Here is a 16,748-nt window from a genome sequence, read left to right on the forward strand (position 1 = left end):
CCGGAAGAGACCTCCGACGTGGCCCTCATTGTCTTCAACCCCGCAGTCACACAAGGCAGTTGCCCCGCGATGGGCACTGCCCACGGCTCCGTTCGCCTCAGCCGTGTCCGCCGCCGACAGGGCCGCGTACTCATGGGCGCGGGCCTCGCCCTGCTGCCCTGGCTCGGCTACCTCGCCGGTATCTTGCCGCCCGCCGAGGCCGCCGCCTGGGTCATCCTGGACGCCCTGGAGGCCGCCGCTCTGCTCACCGCCGGCAGCCGTTTGTTGCGCGCCGATGCCCGTCACCGCGCGCCCGCAGCCGCTGCGGCGGTGCTCCTCACCGTCGACGCCTGCATCGACCTCACCACCTCCGCCGCCGGCCCGGAACTGGCCGTCGCCGTCGCCATGGCCGCGGCCGCCGAACTTCCTCTCGCGGCCCTGTGCGCGGTACTTGCCGCGCGCCCGCCGCGGAGTGCCTAGCGCATGCCACGCACCCGCTGCACTCCCGCGGGTTCGGGGCGCCGTTCGTCAGGCCCTCGTTGGGATGTCGAGTTCCGCGAGCAGGGTGCGCACGCGTTGTTCGATCTCATCGCGGATGGGGCGGATCGCGGCGACTCCTTGGCCCGCCGGGTCGTCCAACTGCCAGTCCAGGTACCGCTTGCCGGGGAAGACCGGACATGCGTCGCCGCAGCCCATCGTGATCACGACGTCCGAGGACCGTACCGCCTCGGTGGTGAGGATCTTGGGTGTCTCGGCGGAGATGTCGATGCCCACCTCGGTCATGGCCTCGACGACCGCGGGGTTGACCGCGTCGGCGGGCGCGGAGCCGGCCGAGCGGACTTCGACCCGGTCGCCGCCGAGGTGGGTCAGGAACGCGGCGCCCATCTGGGAACGGCCGGCGTTGTGGACGCACACGAAAAGGACCGAGGGGCGCGGTGCGGGGGTGCTCATGGCGGCGTCTTTCCAGGAGAGCGGAGCAGGTCAGGCGGAGGCGGGTTCGGGTTCGCCGTGCCGGACGAGGATTGTGTCGTCGGCGGGGGCGGGACGGCCGTACACCGCCCTGAGGGCACCCAGCCCGAGGAGGGCTCCGGCCAGTTGCGCGGCGATGAACGGGGCGACGGACGCGGGGGCGATGCCGGCGAAGGTGTCGGTGAGGGACCGGCTGATCGTCACCGCCGGGTTCGCGAAGGAGGTGCCGGAGCCGACCACGACCGCCACCAGTAGCCCGGTTCCGATGGCCTCGGCGGCGATCCGCCGGCCCAGGGGGGCGGTCACGCGGGGGCCCGGGCGGGCGGTGGTGTGGTCAGGAAGACGGCGAGCCGGTCGAGGACGCCGGGCAGGACCCAGTAGTACACCCAGGTCCCGCGCCGCTCGCAGTCGATGAGGCCGGCCTGCCGGAGCAGCTTGAGGTGGTGGGAGATCGTCGGCTGGGACAGCTCGAAGGCCGGGGTCAGCTCGCACACGCAGACCTCGCCGCCCTCCCCGCGCGAGGCGATCATCGACATGAGCCGCAGCCGGACCGGGTCGCCCAGCGCCTTGAACACCTTCGCGAGCTCGGCCGCCTGGTCCTCGCCCAGCGGCGCCGCGGACAGTCCCGTACAGCAGGCGGGGTCCTCCTGCCCTGTCACCGCGAGCTCTTGTTTCGACATGCGTCTATGTTGATGTTTTTCGATCCAAGGCGCAACCTTGCATCAATGAACATCAATACAAGATGTTCCGGGGCATCGCCATGCCCAGGCATCCAGGAGTGATGTCATGCGCGAGCAGTCCACCGATCTGCGCGAAACCGTCCGGCGCCGCTACGCCGAAGCAGCCATGAAGGTGACCGAGGGCGGCACCGCCTGCTGCGGGCCGCAGCCGGTCGAGGTCGGCGAGAACTTCGGCTCGGCCCTGTACGCCGTCGACGAGCGCGACGCCCTGCCCGTGGAGGCGGTCGCCGCGTCACTCGGCTGCGGCAACCCGACCGCCGTCGCCGAACTGCGTGAGGGCGAGCGCGTCCTCGACCTGGGATCGGGCGGGGGCATCGACGTCCTGCTCTCCGCACGCCGCGTCGGCCCCACGGGCAAGGCGTACGGGGTCGACATGACCGACGAGATGCTCGCCCTGGCACTCGCCAACGCCGAGAAGGCGGGCGCGGCCAACGTCGAATTCCTCAAGGGCACCATCGAAGCCATTCCGTTGCCCGCGAGCACCATCGACGTGGTGATCTCGAACTGTGTGATCAACCTGTCCGTCGACAAGCCCGCCGTGTTCGCCGAGACCTTCCGCGTCCTGAAGCCGGGCGGTCGCATCGGTGTCTCCGACGTCGTCGCCGACGACACCCTCACACCCGACCAACGAGCCGAGCGCGGCGACTACGTCGGCTGTGTCGCCGACGCCCTGTCCTTCGCCGAATACCGTCAGGGGCTGGAGGCGGCCGGCTTCGCGGACGTCGAGATCACCCCCACCCATCTGGTCGCCGACGGAATGCACTCGGCGATCGTCCGCGCCGTGAAGCCGGCCGGCCCCGGCGGAGCGAACCGCACCGCCGCGGCGACTCCGAACTAGGCACCCGTCGAAGGCCAGTTGGCGGCAGACTGGTTCCAGTCCTCGGTCGGGCGGAGCATGTCCTGGGGGTCGTTGACGACGAGCGTGTTGGCCATCTTGTCCCACAGCTCCTGCCTGTTGCGGTCCCACAGGAGCCAGAAGTACGGGATGAAGAAGGTGAAGAGGGCGAGGATTCCGATGAGGGTCTTCGCGACGAACTCACGCAAGAACATGCGCCCCCAGCGGGCCGTCCCGGCCTGCGGAACGCTGACCACTCTCATGTGCAGCAGCTGCTTGGCCGGCGTCTGGCCGTACTGGAAGACGATCAGGGCCCAGATGAGCCAGCCGATCCCCAGCGTCACGACGCCGAGGAGCGAGTCCAGCAGATAGCCGCCGAGACGGAGGCCGGCGCCGGAGAGAGCTATGCCTCGCGGCAGGAACTGGACCTGGCCGCAGAACTGACAGGTGGGTTCGAATCCCGTCGGCTGCCCGCAGTTCCCGCAGGCGACGCTCGTCGTGGGCAGGCCGGTCGGAGCGGGGGCCGTGCCCGGAGCCGGCATCGACGGAGGATAGGCGGGGGCCGGGGGTGGGGGCGCGCCCGGCGTCGTGCGGGACGAGCCTTCTTGCCATGAACCGGGTACGGGATGCTGCGCCTGGCGCCACTCTTCCCATCCACGATTCTCGTCCGGATTCGTGGACATGATCCACTCCTATCCAGGAGCAATACCCAGGAGCAATACCTGGCGGATCTACCTGCTTTCAGCACAGCACAGGGCCGATGCCGACGCACCTGGATCAAGGAAATCAAGCAACGAAGGAAACGAAGGACGGCGCGACGGCCGGCCCCGCGGACATCCACGGGACCGGCCGTAGCACCGCACCCGCTCACCCCAGCCGGGTCACATCCAGCTCGCCCTCCGCGTACTGCCGGCGCAGCACCTTCTTGTCGAACTTGCCCACGCTCGTCTTCGGGACCGACTCGATGATCGTCCAGCGCTCCGGGAGCTGCCACTTGGCGATCTTTCCCTCGTCGGCGAGGAAGGCGCGCAGCGACGCGAAGTCGGCGGTGGAGCCCTCCTTCAGCACCACGGTGGCCAGCGGCCGCTCGCCCCACTTCTCGTCGGGGACCGCGACGACCGCCGCCTCCGCCACGTCCGGGTGGGACATCAGCGCGTTCTCCAGCTCGACCGACGAGATCCACTCGCCGCCCGACTTGATGACGTCCTTCGCGCGGTCCGTGAGGGTCAGGAAGCCGTCCGGGCTGATCGTGCCGACGTCGCCCGTCTTCAGCCAGCCGTCCTCGCTGAACTTGTCGGCGGGGCGCAGGGGTTCGGCGTCGGGGCCGTTGTAGTAGGCGCCGGCGATCCACGGGCCGCGCACCTCCAGCTCGCCCGCGGACTCGCCGTCCCAGGGCAGGCGCTCGCCGCCGGGGCCGCTGAGGCGGGCCTCGACGCTCGCCGGGAAGCGGCCCTGGGTGAGGCGGTAGGCGAACTCCTCGTCGGTGCCGACCACATGGGCCGGCGGGCGGGCGATCGTGCCGAGCGGGGAGGTCTCGGTCATGCCCCAGGCGTGACAGACCCGCATGCCCAGCTTGTCGAACGCCGCCATGAGCGAGGGCGGACAGGCCGAACCACCGATGGTGACCTGGGTCAGGGAGGAGACGTCACGCGGGCGGGCCGTCAGTTCGCCGAGCAGGCCCTGCCAGATGGTCGGCACGGCGGCCGCGTGCGTCGGCTTCTCGCGCTCGATCATCTCGGCGAGCGGGGCCGGCTGGAGGAAGCGGTCCGGCATGAGCAGGTTCACGCCGGTCATGAAGGTGGCGTGCGGCAGGCCCCAGGCGTTGACGTGGAACTGGGGGACGACGACCAGGGACGTGTCCTGGTCGGTCAGACCCATCGACTGGGCCATGTTGACCTGCATGGAGTGCAGGTAGATCGAGCGGTGGCTGTAGACCACGCCCTTGGGGTCACCCGTGGTACCGGAGGTGTAGCACATGGCGGCGGCCCGGCGTTCGTCCAGCTGGGGCCAGTCGTACGTGGTGGGCTTGCCGCCGATCAGGTCCTCGTACTCGTGGATCCGCGCGGACGCGTCCGCGAGGAGACCGCGGTCGCCGGGGCCGGTCACGACCACGTGCTCGACCGTCTTCAGGTGCGGGAGCAGCGGGGCCAGCAGCGGCAGCAGCGAGCCGTTGGCGATGATCACCCGGTCGGCGGCGTGGTTGACGATCCACGCCAGTTGCTCGGCCGGCAGGCGCAGGTTCAGGGTGTGCAGCACCGCGCCCATGGAGGGGATCGCGAAGTACGCCTCGACGTGTTCGGCGTTGTTCCAGGCCAGCGTGGCGACCCGGTCGTCGTCGCGGACCCCGAGGTCCTCGCGCAGGGCGTGCGCCAGCTGGGCCGCACGGGCGCCGATCTCGGCGTAGGAGCGGCGCTGCGGCTCGCCCTCGCCGGTCCAGGTGGTCACCTGCGATGTGCCGTGGACCGTGGCCCCGTGGGTCAGGATCCTTGAGATCAGCAGCGGTACATCCTGCATGGTGCTCAGCACGGTGTCCTCCCGGGCGACGCGGCGTCATTGCCTACACGGTGGTATCGGGTTGCGCTGATTCTGCGCACATACCACGCGGTATGTCACTAGGGAGCGGCCATCGATCTGTTCACGTTACGGGACGGTCAAATCCCCACGTGAGCGCCCACGGCGCCGCACTACCGAACAAGGCCCAGCTCAGGATCCTCGCGCAGCTTGCCCAGCGCCCGGGAGACCGCCGACTTCACCGTGCCGATCGACACCCCCAGTACGTCCGCCGTCTGGGCCTCGCTCAGATCCTCGTAGTAGCGGAGGACGACCATCGCCCGCTGCCGCGCCGGCAGCTTCGTGATCGCGCGCCACATCGCGTCGTGCAGCGCCTGCCGCTCCGCCGGGTCGTCGTACCCGGGGTCGGGCTCCGGCTCGGGCAGCTCGTCGACGGCGAACTCGTCGACCTTGCGCTTGCGCCACTGCGAGGTGCGCGTGTTCAGCAGGGCCCGGCGGACATAGCCGTCGAGCGCCCGGTGGTCCTCGATCCGCTCCCACGCGACGTACGTCTTGGCGAGCGCGGTCTGCAGCAGGTCCTCCGCGTCGCACGGGTTCGCGGTCAGCGACCGGGCGGTACGCAGCAGCACCGGCTGGCGGGCCTGGACGTACGACGCGAAGGACGGGTACGCCGGCGTCGTCGCGTTCTTCGCGTGCGAAGCGCTGGTGCGGACGAGAGTGGTCATGGCTCCACGCTAGGAGCGGACCCCGTCGCGCGGATCGGCCGGAGGTGCCGAAGGCGCGTCCCCCTCAGGTTGTAGGGGCGGTCCCGGCTCCACCTCCTGAAGGTGGACGGGACGACCCCGAGTACTGCGGGATCACCCCTGGGGGGTCATCCGTCCGCCGTCAGGACCAGGCCCGATGTGGGCACCCCGGTGCCGGCGGTCACCAGGGTCCGCGCCGCCCCGGGCACCTGGTTCACGGACGTGCCGCGCAGTTGCCGTACCGCCTCCGCGACGCCGTTCATCCCGTGCAGATACGCCTCCCCGAGCTGGCCTCCGTGCGTGTTCAGCGGCAGCCGCCGCGCCGCGACGAGGTCCGCCGCCTCGCCCGGGCCGCAGAAGCCGAACTCCTCCAGCTGCATCAGGACGAACGGGGTGAAGTGGTCGTAGAGGATGCCCACGTCGATGTCGGCGGGCCCGAGGCCGGACATCCGCCACAGCCGGCGGGCCACCACGCCCATCTCCGGCAGGCCCGTGAGGTCGTCGCGGTAGAAGCTCGTCATCTGCTCCTGGGCGCGCCCCGCGCCCTGGGCGGCCGCGGCGATCACGGCGGGCGGCCTCGGCAGGTCCCGGGCGCGCTCCAGCGAGGTCACGACGATGGCCTGGCCGCCGTCCGTCTCCTGGCAGCAGTCCAACAGCCGCAGCGGCTCGGCGATCCAGCGGGAGGCCGCGTGGTCGGCGAGGGTGATCGGGCGGCCGTGGAACCAGGCGGCCGGGTTGGTGGCGGCGTACGCGCGGTCCACGACCGCCACATGGCCGAAGACCTCGGGGGTGAGCCCGTAGGTGTGCAGATAGCGGCGGGCCGCCATCGCCACCCAGGAGGCGGGGGTGAGCAGCCCGTAGGGGAGGGTCCAGCCGAGCGCCGTGCCCTCGGCGGAGGGCTCGCGGTGGGTGACGCCCGAGCCGAAGCGGCGGCCCGAGCGCTCGTTGAACGCCCGGTAGCAGACGACGACCTCGGCCACGCCCGCGCCGATCGCCAGCGCCGCCTGCTGGACGGTCGCGCAGGCCGCGCCGCCGCCGTAGTGGACCCGCGAGAAGAAGTTCAGCTCGCCGATTCCGCAGGTCTGGGCGACGGTGATCTCGGGGCTGGTGTCCATGGTGAAGGTGACCATGCCGTCGACGTCCGCGGGGGTGAGGCCCGCGTCGGCGAGAGCGGCCCGCACCGCCTCCGCCGCCAGCCGCAGTTCGCTACGACCGGAGTCCTTGGAGAACTCGGTGGCGCCGATGCCGACGACGGCCGCGGCGCGCCCGCCGAAGGGCGGCCTCGTCTCCGCGCCGAGCGGGCTCATGAGTGAGCCTCCGTCACGCGACCCTCCGTCGACAATGTCGCCGTAGCGGTCACGTGGCGGCCCCTGGCGTTGTCCCCTACGACCCGTACGACCGCGGTGCTGCCGTCGGTCTCCTCGATCGTGCCGGTCAGGGTCAGGGTGTCCCCGGGGTGGTTGGGGGCGCCGAGGCGGACGGTGAGGCGGTGCAGCACGGTTGTCGGGCCGAAGTGGTCGGTGAGATAGCGGCCGACCAGGCCATTGGTGGTGAGGATGTTCATGAAGATGTCCGGGGATCCCTTCGCCCGGGCGGCCTCGGGGTCGTGGTGCACGTCCTGGTAGTCACGGGAGGCGATGGCCCCGGCGACGATCAGGGTGCGGGTGATCCCGATCTCCAGCGGCGGCAGCGCGTCCCCGGCCCTCATGCCACCGCTCCGAACACGGGAAGCGTCAACTCCTCGTCGTAGCTACGGAATTCGAGCCGGACCGGCATCCCCACGCGCACCTTGTCGTACGGCACTCCGACCACGTTGCTCACGATGCGCACCCCCTCGTCCAGCTCCACCAGCGCCACGGCGTACGGCGGGTCGAAGGCCGGGAAGGGCGGGTGGTGGACGACGACGTACGAGTAGACCGTGCCGCCACCGGATGCCTCGACCGTGTCCCAGTCCGGGCAGCCGCAGCCGGCGCACCCCGGCAGCCAGGGGAAACGGAGGGTCGCGCAGGCGGCGCAGCGCTGGATGAGGAGGCGATGATCCCGGACGCCCTCCCAGAAACCGGCGTTGTCGCGGTTGACCACCGGGCGGGGCCGGCGTTCTCGCACCCGCGCCGGGGCGGGCGCGTACTTCAGGATCCGGAAACGGTGCGTGCCGACCAGGTCGGGGCCCACGCGGATGTCCGTGCGGGTGGTGACGAAGTAGCCGCTGCCGAGCTTGGTGGCCTTGCGGTCGGAGACCGACTCGACGGTGGTGTCGTAGGTGATCTCGTCGCCGGGACGCAGCGGGCGCAGGTACTCCTGCTCGCAGTCCGTCGCGACGACCGCCGTGCAGCCCGCCTCGTCGAGGAGGGCGAGCAGTTCGACGTAGGCCGAGGTGCGGGCGCGGGGGCCGGTCAGGCCGCCCATGGTCCACACCTGGAGCATGGTCGGCGGGGCGATGGCGTCGGGGCCGGTGTACGCCGGGTTGGTGTCGCCGAGGGCCTCGCACCAGTGCCGGATCATGGCGGCGTTCACGGGGTCCTGGCCGGGCGCGGTGACGGCGGCCGGCCGGCCCTCGTATGCCTTCAGGCGTACCACCAGCTCGTCGTGCACGGTCGTACCCCCTTGTCCGGGCCTCGCTCGGGCAGTTTCTGACTGTGTGTCAGATCGGATGGGCTGTCAAGGTCTACTACCGCTGGACACACCTGCGCGGCGGCGCCGAAGCACCGCCGCGCAGACGCGTTACCCCCACAGAGCACACCCGCCGAAGATGCCGAGGAGGCCGTCGCGAGCACGGCGCCGGCCCCCTCGGGTCACCGGGTCACCACCACAGCGGCGAGAAGCTCACCGCCACGTTGTGGTTGCCCTGGTTGATGGCCGTGAACGCGGAGCCGTTGACCTGCGCGGTATTGCTCTGGTTCGTCGCGCCGGAGCCGACGGCGTTCTGCTGTGTGGTGGACGAATTGCCGTTGTTGTCGTGCCCGACACCGCTGCCGACGATGCTCGCGACACCCGCGTTCGATCCGTCGTCCGCGAAGCCGCCGTTGTCCGCCGCCGCGACGCCGGTGAAGAGGGCGGCTGCCAGCGGGAGGGCGGAGACGGCGGCGATGACGCGGGCGGTACGGATGCTTGCCATGTTGTTCCTCCAGAACACAGTGCATGAAGTACGGCTTTCACCAGGGCAGTTGGCCGACCGACCCGGTGTCGTTGACGACGTCGCACCACCAGGGTTGCCCACCGAATCCCCGGCGAACCAGCCCGTAAGACGCGATTCGCACGCAAGCGTGATGACAAGTCGATAAACCCCTTTCACCACCTTTACCGGGGTCGAGGGCGTGACCCGGGCGAGTCGGACGCCATGATCGCCAAGCGGGGCGGGAGGCGAACCGTTCCGGCACCCTTCCGGCCAAACTCCCCGCGCCTCGGCGTGCCGCGACTGCGCCCCCTTCCCATTCTCGAACGTACGTACGAAAATAAAGCCATGGCCACCACCGACCGGTACCCCCGGCAGGCGACGACGCTGGCCCTCGCGCACGCGCTGTCGGCCGCCGAACGCGGCCTGTCCGTCATCCCCCTGTCCCGGACCAAGCTCCCCGCCCTGCGCTCCCCCCACCGCGACGAACCCCACCCCGTGAGCGGACCCGCCTGCCACGGCGAGTGCGGCCGCTTCGGCCATGGCGTGTACGACGCCTCCACCGACCCGGCGCGCATCCGCGAGATGTTCCTCGCCGCGCCCTGGGCGACCGGCTACGGCATCGCCTGCGGCCTGTCCCCGCACCATCTGATCGGCGTCGACCTGGACACCAAGTCGGGCACGGACTCGTCGGCGGCCCTGCGCGAACTCGCCCTGCGGCACCTGTTCACGATCCCGCCGACGGTCGTCGTGGTGACCCCCTCCGGGGGCCGGCACCTCTGGCTCACCGGACCGCCCGACGTCGTCGTCCCCAACTCGGCCGGACGACTGGCCCCCGGGATCGACATCCGGGGCGCGGGCGGCTATCTGGTCGGCCCCGGCTCGCGCACGGACCACGGGGTGTACGCCACGGCGCCCGGCACGGAACACCTGGCACCGGCACCGTGCCCGCGCGCACTGCTGCGCCTGCTGATGCCGCCACCGCGCAGGCCGTTGTCGGGGGGCGTGTCAGGGGTGGGATCGGGGTCGGGGGCGGGGTCCGTTGGGGACGCCCACGGGCGGGGACTGGTGCAGTTCGTGCTCGCGGCCCATGAGGGGCAACGCAACACCCGCCTGTTCTGGGCGGCTTGCCGGGCCTACGAGAACGGCATCGGTCCCGCCCTGGCCGAGGCGCTGGTGGCGGCGGCACGCGCGACCGGGCTCACGGAACGGGAGGCGCGGGCGACGATCGCCTCGGCGGAACGGATGACGTGGAGGGAGCGGCGGGGGGAGTGAACCGGGGGTGGGCTGCCGCTGTCCGTGCCGGTGGAGGCGGGCCCGTGCGGCTCCCGGCCTCAGTGCCTCTGAAGACGGGCCCGTGCCGGCGCCGCTGTCAGTGGCGGTGGCTAGCCTGCCGGCATGACGAGCACCGATGACCTCGCCTTCCCGCCCGCCCTCGCGGCGGCGCTGGCCGAGCCCTTCGACTACGACGACGGCGACGGGGTCGATTTCGAGCCCTTCGACGCCTTCCAGTCCGCCGAGGACACCACCGATTGGTTCCAGTCGTGGACGGGCAACGAGGAGACGGACGGCGGCGCCCTGTTCCGCGTCTTCGGCCAGGACGGCACCGGCGGCTACGCGGCCCTGTGGCTGACCCGCCCGGATCGCGAACTCATCGATCAGCCGGTGGTGTTCCTCGGCTCCGAGGGCGAAACGGCGGTCGTGGCCCGCGATGTGCCCGACTTCCTGTGGATACTCGCCGAGGGCCTGGGCCCGTTGGAGGTGGCGGACCCGTACGCGGCGGGCGCGGACCCACGCCCCGACGCCCGGCTGACCGCCGTGGCCGAGCGCTTCGCCCCCGACCGCCGGCGTCCGTCCACGGAGCTGGTGGAGCTGGCACGTGCGGAGTTCCCGGACTTCGAGTCGATGATCGACGAAATGTGCCGCTGAGTCCGCCGGGCCGCCCGCTCGGCGTTACGGCGTGAAGACCTCGTCGAGGCGGTGGATGGCGCCGTCGGCGCCGGTCTCGTACTTGAAGACCAGACCGGAGTTCGGGTGGGCGTCGAGCCAGTCGAGGAGCTCCTGGACGCCGATGTGCTGGTTCTCGGTGGTCTCGACGATGGGGTTCGTCGCGGTGACGTAGGCGGCCTGGTCCATGGCCCAGCGGCTCTCCTCGCCGGAGACCACGAAGGGAGCGCCGTCGGTGTCCGGATCGGGGCAGCCCCAGGCGCCGTGCTGGACGATCAGATTCACCTTGCCGGTGCTGCCGTCGAGTTCCTCGTACCCGTAGACGGCGAACTCGTCGGGGTCGTAGTGGTCGGGGTTCGGCGCCTTGGAGACGCAGTCGGCGGCGGGAGCACCGCCCTTGCCACCGGACCCGGACCCGGCGGAGCCCCCGCCACCGGTACCGGTACCCGCGCCCTTGCCGGACCCCGAACCCGAGTCCGCCGCCTTGCCGCCGCCCTTGCCCTTGCCCGTACCGCTTCCGGACGACGGAGTCGCCGTGGCCCCCGCCCCGGCTGTCGCGTCGGCCTTCCCCGCCGGCTTCGCGGACACCGCTCCGTCCGTGGCACCGGCACCCGCCGCGACGTCGTCCCCCTGACAACCGGTGAGCACGGCGCTCAATGCGACCGCCGCGAACACGACAACGGCACCTCTGAGTCGGCGCTTGGCGTTCATTTCCACGTCCCCCCTGTTGTCGGCCCGGTCCTGCTTCCGGCCCGGTCCGGGACGACCCCGATCGGTCACGTCCCGGAGCGGGACCGTAGCAACGCCTCCGCCCTCACCGCATGGCCGAAAGCCCTTACGTCACAGATCCGGGACACAGCCGTCACCCAGCAGGGACCCCGCGACGGCGGACCGGGCGAACCAGCAGGTGGCGGCGGCGAAAGGGCTGGACCAGCCGTGCCTCGGGACGGAGGCCCGCCCACCTGGAGCCCGCCGCACGATCCCGGCCGTGGCGGAAAACGAACGCCGAAGGGGCGCCTGTCGATGACCGAAGGGGCGCCTCTCGGTGAGGGGCGCCCCTTCGGGGTGAACTCTGCGGTGGGTGTGGGATTTGAACCCACGGTGACTCGCGCCACGACGGTTTTCAAGACCGTTCCCTTAGGCCGCTCGGGCAACCCACCCCTGCCCTCGCCCACCTGGGGCGGAGCGGGGTACAGCGTACCGGGATCGAGCGTTTCGCGGGGACCGTGGTCCGTAGTGGCCGGACTTCCTCAGGCCCTGGGGCGCTGCTGCGCGTGCGCGCCCTTGCGGATGCGGTGCCGGGAGGAGAACTGGCCGACGAGCTCCCAGAAGCACACCAGCGAGGTGATCGGCGGGATGCCGAGGGTCACGAGGGCCAGCGCCGAGTGGGACGAGTGGCTGACGCACAGGGCCACGGCCATGCCCGAGGTCACCAGCAGAACGCCCCAGGAACGATTCGCCGGCTGGTGCTGAACGGTCGCCCGCAGAATCGAAAGAGCCGCGACGAACCACGGCCCGTACACCGTGAGCGGCCACCATTGCGCGAGATCGACGGGCAGTACGGAACCGGCGATCGTGCAGAGCTGGCCGTAGGTATAGGTGATGGACCAGGCCAGCAGGCATGCCGCGCACACCGCGATGACGGCGAAGAGGAGCGTCACCTGGGTGATGCGCCGATAAACCGTGAGGAATCGCGGTTTCGGGCGGGTGCGCCGCCGGTCGATCCTGGACGGCTGCCGGTGGCCCGGCTCCTCCTCCGGGCTCTGCTGGCTCAGCGTGGCGTCGGCGTCCAGCGGTCTGTCGTCCCAGGACTGCTGCGTGGGGATGAGGGCGCCGCCGTACGGGTCTCCCACCTCGTGCCCTGACCTCACGGGGTAGTACGGGACGTAGAAGTTCGCGCTGTCGTTGTACCCCATCACCCTGATCCTGTTCGGACAATCATTCATCAGGCCGGAGGAAGAATCCTTTCTCCAGGCCTGTTCGGCACTCCTTACGTCCGCATAACGAACGCGATCCGAAAGAGGGTCGTACGGCATTCGGGTGATGAGAGTCGGGTGATGAGATCGGAAAAGGGGTGCCCCTCGGTGAGGAGCACCCCTGTGACCGCTAGCTGTCAGCTGTCGCCCGTACGGGACCCCAGGGTGAGTTCCACCGTGTGGGACTTGCCGTCGCGCTCATAGGTGAGCGTGACCTTGTCGCCGGGCTTACGGGTCCAGATCTCGCCGATCAGGGTCGGGCCGCTGTCGATCGGCATGTCGTCCAGCTTGGTGATCACGTCGCCCGCCTTCAGACCGGCCCGGGCGGCCGGGCCGCCCGGCTCGACCGCCGCGGAGCCGCCGCTGCCCTCGTCGGTGATCTTCGCGCCGTCCGAGGACTCCCCCAGGGAGACCGACGCGCCGATCTTCGCGTACACCGGCTTGCCCGTCTTGATCAGCTGCTGGGCGACGTACTTCGCCTGGTTGATCGGGATCGCGAAGCCCAGGCCGATCGAGCCGGACTGGCCCGAGCCGCCCAGACCGCCACCGCCGGTGGACTGGATCGCCGAGTTGATGCCGATGACGTTGCCCTGCGCGTCCAGCAGCGGGCCGCCGGAGTTGCCCGGGTTGATCGACGCGTCCGTCTGCAGCGCGCTCATGTACGACGAGCTGCTGCTGGAGCCGTCGCTGGAGGCCACCGGGCGGTTCTTCGCGCTGATGATGCCCGTCGTCACCGTGTTGGAGAGGCCGAAGGGCGCGCCGATCGCGATCGTGGGGTCGCCGACGGCCACCTTGTCGGAGTCGCCCAGGGTCAGCGGCTTCAGGTCCGACGGCGCGTTCTTCAGCTTGATGACCGCGACGTCGTAGCCCTGGGCGTGGCCCACCACCTCGGCGTCGTACTTCTTGCCGTTCGGGAAGGTCGCCGTCACCTTGCCGCCGTCGACCGCGTCCGCGACGACGTGGTTGTTGGTGACGATGTGGCCCTCGGTGTCGAAGACGAAGCCCGTGCCGGTGCCGCCCTCGCCGCTGCTCGACTCCGCCTGGATGGTGACCGTGCTGGGCAGCGCCCTCGCGGCCACGCCGGCGACCGTGCCCGGGTCGCGCTTGACCGAGCCGCCGCTGTCGGACGCGGAGACCGTCGTGGAGCTGCTGTTGTCGTCGTTCTTGGCGAGCGTGTAGCCGAGGCCGCCGCCGATTCCGCCCGCGACCAGCGCGGCCACCAGGACGGCCGCGATCAGACCGCCCCGGCCGCTCTTCGGCTTCGGCGCCGGCTGCTGGGCGGTGTACGCCGCACCCCACCCGGGACCACCCGCGCCACCGGCGTCGGGGTCGGCGTAGGAGGGCGTGGCGGGGGGCGGAGGCGGCCAGCCTCCCTGGGAGAAACCGGCCTCGGGGGTGCCGGGCGTTGCGGGGGCCCCAGGGGTGCCAGGCGTACCGGAGGTGCCGGGGGTGCCGGGAGTGGCGCCGTGGGGGGCGTCCGGGGTGCCGTAGGCGGCGGTCGGGGCCTGGCCCTGCGGGAGCGTCGAGCCCTGCGGGGCCGACGGCGGCGGCCAGTCCGCGGAAACGGGAGCGGGAGCCGGGGCGGAGGCGGGAGCGGAGGCCGGGGCTGGGGCAGAGGCGGGAGCGGAGGCCGGTGCCGGGGCGGAGGCCTGACCAGCAGCCGTCCCATTGGCCACACCCGCGCCATTTGCCACAGCGGTGCCATGGGCCACACCCGCGCCGTTGGCCGCAGCAGCGCCGTGAGCCTCAGCAGCCCCGTGCTCCGGAGCCGCGCCGTGGGCCTCACCCGCCCCCTGCGCCGGAGCCGCCCCGTTGGCCGCAGCGACACCGTTGCGGACCAGTGGCTGCACAGCGGTCTCGGCCTCGGGCGCGGTGGCCCGGTCGGCAGCAGCGGGAGATTCCACCGGCACGGGGGGTGCTGACGGGGCGGGGGGTACCGCGGTGCCCTCGTTCTCGGTGCTCACAGCTCTTCTCCTCGATCCACGGCTGTTGTCGTCGGTGGTCGTACTGGGTCGCACTTGGTCACGCCCGTTCACGCTTGTCGTCGACCCGGCGCGCTGCAGCTGTGCATGTGCTTTTGTACGCTCCAGCTTTTCCCACGGGCCGTCAGAGCACCATAAGCGGTGGCTGTGGGTCCGAGGCCAGTCCTTATGAAAGACATTCACGACATTACGGGCGCTTCTTAGGAACATCTCATAGGTGGCACCATGACGCGGTGACTCACGCACGGCAGCAGCAGCCCATCCAAGTCGTCGCCCACCGCGGAGCTTCCGAGGAGGCGCCCGAGCACACCCTGGCCGCGTATCGGAAGGCGATCGAGGACGGCGCCGACGCCCTCGAGTGCGACGTACGGCTGACCGCGGACGGCCACCTGGTCTGTGTGCACGACCGCCGCGTCAACCGTACGTCCAACGGCCGCGGCGCGGTCTCCGCCCTGGAGCTGGCCGACCTGACCGCGCTGGACTTCGGCTCCTGGAAGGCGCGCGAGGCGGTACGCACGCGTGACGAGGAGCCGGACTGGGAGTTCCGGCCCGAGGACCAGGAGCACACCTCCGTGCTGACCCTGGAGCGGCTGCTGGAGCTGGTCGCGGACGCGGGGCGGCGGGTGGAGCTGGCCATCGAGACCAAGCACCCCACACGCTGGGCGGGGCAGGTGGAGGAGCGGCTGCTGCTCCTGCTGAAGCGGTTCGGGCTGGACGCCCCGGCCGCGCCCGCGGAGTCCGCGGTCCGGGTCATGAGCTTCTCGGCGCGCTCGCTGCATCGCGTGCGGGCCGCGGCGCCGACGCTGCCGACCGTCTACCTCATGCAGTTCGCCTCGCCCCGTCTGCGCGACGGACGACTGCCGGCCGGGGTCGGTATCGCGGGTCCCTCGGTCCGGATCCTGCGCAATCACCCCGCGTACGTGGAGCGCCTGAAGAACAACGGCCACCAGGTCCACGTCTGGACGGTGAACGAGCCGGACGAGGTCGACCTCTGCGTCGGACTGGGCGTGGACGCGATCATCACCAACCGCCCGCGCGCGGTGCTGCGCCAACTGGGCCGCTGACCGCCCCTCAGGTCACAGAAGTCCCAAAAGGGCCTTCAAGTCCCACCCACACCTCTTGACCACACAGGCTGGCTACAGCATCCTCCGTTTCGGCCACACCATCGAAATCCAGCCACAGGAACGACGCACGACCGCAGCTCCGCTACAGGGAGTGCTCCGGCGCGTTCGGTCCGTATTCGATCGTTGCGAATGCGTCACCGGACGAGGATTGGCCGGTTTCCGGTACAGGCCAATGGGGCATCCACACCGTGGCGTGGGGCGAAGGAGGTCTCGGGGGTGGCGTTGGTGGTGGCACAGGAGGTGCCCACGTCGTCGAGCATGGCCGTACCCCATGGCCCTGCGGGCGTGGGGAAGGCGAGACACCGCATGCGCGATCAACTGCGCAGTGGCGGGGTGTCGGAAGCGGTCATCGACGATGCCGTACTGATCCTGTCCGAACTCTTGAGCAATGCCTGCAAACACGGCCGGCCCCTGGGCGACGCCCTGGCGGGCGACGGGGACGTCCGGGCCGCGTGGCGCGTGGATCCGGGCGGTCGGCTCGTCGTCGAGGTGACCGACGGTGGCGGCCCGACCCGTCCCGCGCCGGCCACTCCTTCGGTCACCGCGCACGGCGGCCGCGGGCTCAACATCATCACGGCCCTGGCCGACGACTGGGGTGTCCGGGACGACACCCACGGCGAGGTCACGGTGTGGGTGGTCGTCCACGAGGACGTGCACGATCCGGACGCGGTCTGCCGCCGCGACGACTTCGCCTCCCGGGTCGGCGCCCCGTCGGTGGCGTCGATGCCCGAGCTGGACTTCGCAGACGCGTTCGAGGACCTCGACTAGCGAAGGCACTCCCTCGTGCGTTGTCCACAGGTCCCGGTGACTCCCCGTACGAACGGCTAGGC

At 71.0% G+C, this 16,748-nt stretch carries 19 protein-coding genes and 1 tRNA gene; 6 read left to right on the forward strand and 14 right to left on the reverse strand.

What is annotated here, in order from left to right; translation table 11 throughout:
* Nucleotides 1-69: 69 nt before the first annotated feature.
* A complete protein-coding gene (locus ACZ5NW_RS13515) occupies nt 70-459 on the forward strand; it encodes a hypothetical protein (protein WP_468743966.1) in 390 nt (129 codons plus the stop codon).
* A 48-nt stretch (nt 460-507) separates the two neighbouring features.
* Here the strand turns inward: ACZ5NW_RS13515 and ACZ5NW_RS13520 are convergent, their stop codons facing one another.
* From ACZ5NW_RS13520 to ACZ5NW_RS13530, 3 genes are read right to left on the reverse strand one after another with little or no spacing between them, the layout of a single operon-like run.
* Nucleotides 508-930: an arsenate reductase ArsC gene (locus ACZ5NW_RS13520; protein ID WP_468743967.1), complete on the reverse strand. Its 423-nt coding sequence runs from the start codon at nt 928-930 to the stop codon at nt 508-510.
* Nucleotides 931-960: 30 nt separating this feature from the next.
* The gene (locus ACZ5NW_RS13525) at nt 961-1,254 is read right to left on the reverse strand and encodes an aquaporin (protein WP_468743968.1); all 294 of its coding nucleotides are present in this window, start codon (nt 1,252-1,254) and stop codon (nt 961-963) included.
* Complete coding sequence (locus ACZ5NW_RS13530) at nt 1,251-1,628, reverse strand: ArsR/SmtB family transcription factor (protein WP_468743969.1); 378 nt, start codon at nt 1,626-1,628, stop codon at nt 1,251-1,253. Before ACZ5NW_RS13530 ends, ACZ5NW_RS13525 begins: the two co-directional genes overlap by 4 nt.
* Nucleotides 1,629-1,734: 106 nt before the next feature.
* Here ACZ5NW_RS13530 and arsM point away from each other — a divergent pair, with 106 nt between their 5' ends.
* Nucleotides 1,735-2,526, forward strand: coding sequence for an arsenite methyltransferase (arsM, locus tag ACZ5NW_RS13535; RefSeq protein WP_468743970.1), 792 nt, complete (start codon nt 1,735-1,737; stop codon nt 2,524-2,526).
* Here the strand turns inward: arsM and ACZ5NW_RS13540 are convergent.
* The 7 genes from ACZ5NW_RS13540 to ACZ5NW_RS13570 all read right to left on the reverse strand — a co-directional run bounded on the left by ACZ5NW_RS13540 (nt 2,523) and on the right by ACZ5NW_RS13570 (nt 8,892).
* A complete protein-coding gene (locus tag ACZ5NW_RS13540; RefSeq protein ID WP_468743971.1) occupies nt 2,523-3,065 on the reverse strand; it encodes an RDD family protein in 543 nt (180 codons plus the stop codon). The two genes, arsM and ACZ5NW_RS13540, sit on opposite strands and share 4 nt — an antisense overlap.
* Nucleotides 3,066-3,390: 325 nt before the next feature.
* On the reverse strand, nt 3,391-5,037 hold the full coding sequence (locus ACZ5NW_RS13545) for a long-chain fatty acid--CoA ligase (protein WP_468743972.1): 1,647 nt from the start codon (nt 5,035-5,037) through the stop codon (nt 3,391-3,393).
* A 170-nt stretch (nt 5,038-5,207) separates the two neighbouring features.
* On the reverse strand, nt 5,208-5,759 hold the full coding sequence (locus ACZ5NW_RS13550; RefSeq protein ID WP_468743973.1) for a SigE family RNA polymerase sigma factor: 552 nt from the start codon (nt 5,757-5,759) through the stop codon (nt 5,208-5,210).
* A 146-nt stretch (nt 5,760-5,905) separates the two neighbouring features.
* Nucleotides 5,906-7,084: a lipid-transfer protein gene (locus ACZ5NW_RS13555; RefSeq protein WP_468743974.1), complete on the reverse strand. Its 1,179-nt coding sequence runs from the start codon at nt 7,082-7,084 to the stop codon at nt 5,906-5,908.
* Entirely contained in the window at nt 7,081-7,485 is a 405-nt protein-coding gene (locus ACZ5NW_RS13560; RefSeq protein WP_468743975.1) for a MaoC/PaaZ C-terminal domain-containing protein, read from the reverse strand. Before ACZ5NW_RS13560 ends, ACZ5NW_RS13555 begins: the two co-directional genes overlap by 4 nt.
* Nucleotides 7,482-8,369, reverse strand: a complete 888-nt coding sequence (locus ACZ5NW_RS13565) for a bifunctional MaoC family dehydratase N-terminal/OB-fold nucleic acid binding domain-containing protein (protein ID WP_468743976.1) — start codon at nt 8,367-8,369, stop codon at nt 7,482-7,484. The genes ACZ5NW_RS13560 and ACZ5NW_RS13565 overlap by 4 nt, the downstream gene beginning before the upstream one ends.
* 208 nt (nt 8,370-8,577) lie before the next feature.
* The gene (locus ACZ5NW_RS13570) at nt 8,578-8,892 is read right to left on the reverse strand and encodes a hypothetical protein (protein WP_468743977.1); all 315 of its coding nucleotides are present in this window, start codon (nt 8,890-8,892) and stop codon (nt 8,578-8,580) included.
* Nucleotides 8,893-9,237: 345 nt separating this feature from the next.
* Between ACZ5NW_RS13570 and ACZ5NW_RS13575 the strand changes: the two genes are divergently transcribed.
* Complete coding sequence (locus tag ACZ5NW_RS13575) at nt 9,238-10,164, forward strand: bifunctional DNA primase/polymerase (protein ID WP_468743978.1); 927 nt, start codon at nt 9,238-9,240, stop codon at nt 10,162-10,164.
* A gap of 123 nt (nt 10,165-10,287) precedes the next feature.
* Complete coding sequence (locus ACZ5NW_RS13580; protein ID WP_468743979.1) at nt 10,288-10,818, forward strand: SMI1/KNR4 family protein; 531 nt, start codon at nt 10,288-10,290, stop codon at nt 10,816-10,818.
* 24 nt (nt 10,819-10,842) lie between these two features.
* Here the strand turns inward: ACZ5NW_RS13580 and ACZ5NW_RS13585 are convergent, their stop codons facing one another.
* The 4 genes from ACZ5NW_RS13585 to ACZ5NW_RS13600 all read right to left on the reverse strand — a co-directional run bounded on the left by ACZ5NW_RS13585 (nt 10,843) and on the right by ACZ5NW_RS13600 (nt 14,776).
* Complete coding sequence (locus ACZ5NW_RS13585) at nt 10,843-11,511, reverse strand: hypothetical protein (protein WP_468743980.1); 669 nt, start codon at nt 11,509-11,511, stop codon at nt 10,843-10,845.
* A 400-nt stretch (nt 11,512-11,911) separates the two neighbouring features.
* Nucleotides 11,912-11,996, reverse strand: a tRNA-Ser gene (locus tag ACZ5NW_RS13590).
* Between the two features lie 90 nt (nt 11,997-12,086).
* Entirely contained in the window at nt 12,087-12,752 is a 666-nt protein-coding gene (locus tag ACZ5NW_RS13595) for a DUF2637 domain-containing protein (protein ID WP_468743981.1), read from the reverse strand.
* Nucleotides 12,753-12,949: 197 nt separating this feature from the next.
* A complete protein-coding gene (locus tag ACZ5NW_RS13600; protein ID WP_468743982.1) occupies nt 12,950-14,776 on the reverse strand; it encodes a S1C family serine protease in 1,827 nt (608 codons plus the stop codon).
* A 251-nt stretch (nt 14,777-15,027) separates the two neighbouring features.
* On the opposite strand from ACZ5NW_RS13600, the gene ACZ5NW_RS13605 reads away from it, so the two are divergent.
* Nucleotides 15,028-15,858 carry a glycerophosphodiester phosphodiesterase gene (locus ACZ5NW_RS13605; protein WP_468743983.1) on the forward strand — a complete coding sequence of 277 codons (831 nt, stop codon included), beginning with the start codon at nt 15,028-15,030 and terminating at the stop codon, nt 15,856-15,858.
* A gap of 189 nt (nt 15,859-16,047) precedes the next feature.
* Nucleotides 16,048-16,686: an ATP-binding protein gene (locus tag ACZ5NW_RS13610; protein WP_468743984.1), complete on the forward strand. Its 639-nt coding sequence runs from the start codon at nt 16,048-16,050 to the stop codon at nt 16,684-16,686.
* The last annotated feature ends 62 nt before the right edge of the window (nt 16,687-16,748 follow it).

This window comes from Streptomyces sp. NPDC032126, assembly GCF_055580085.1.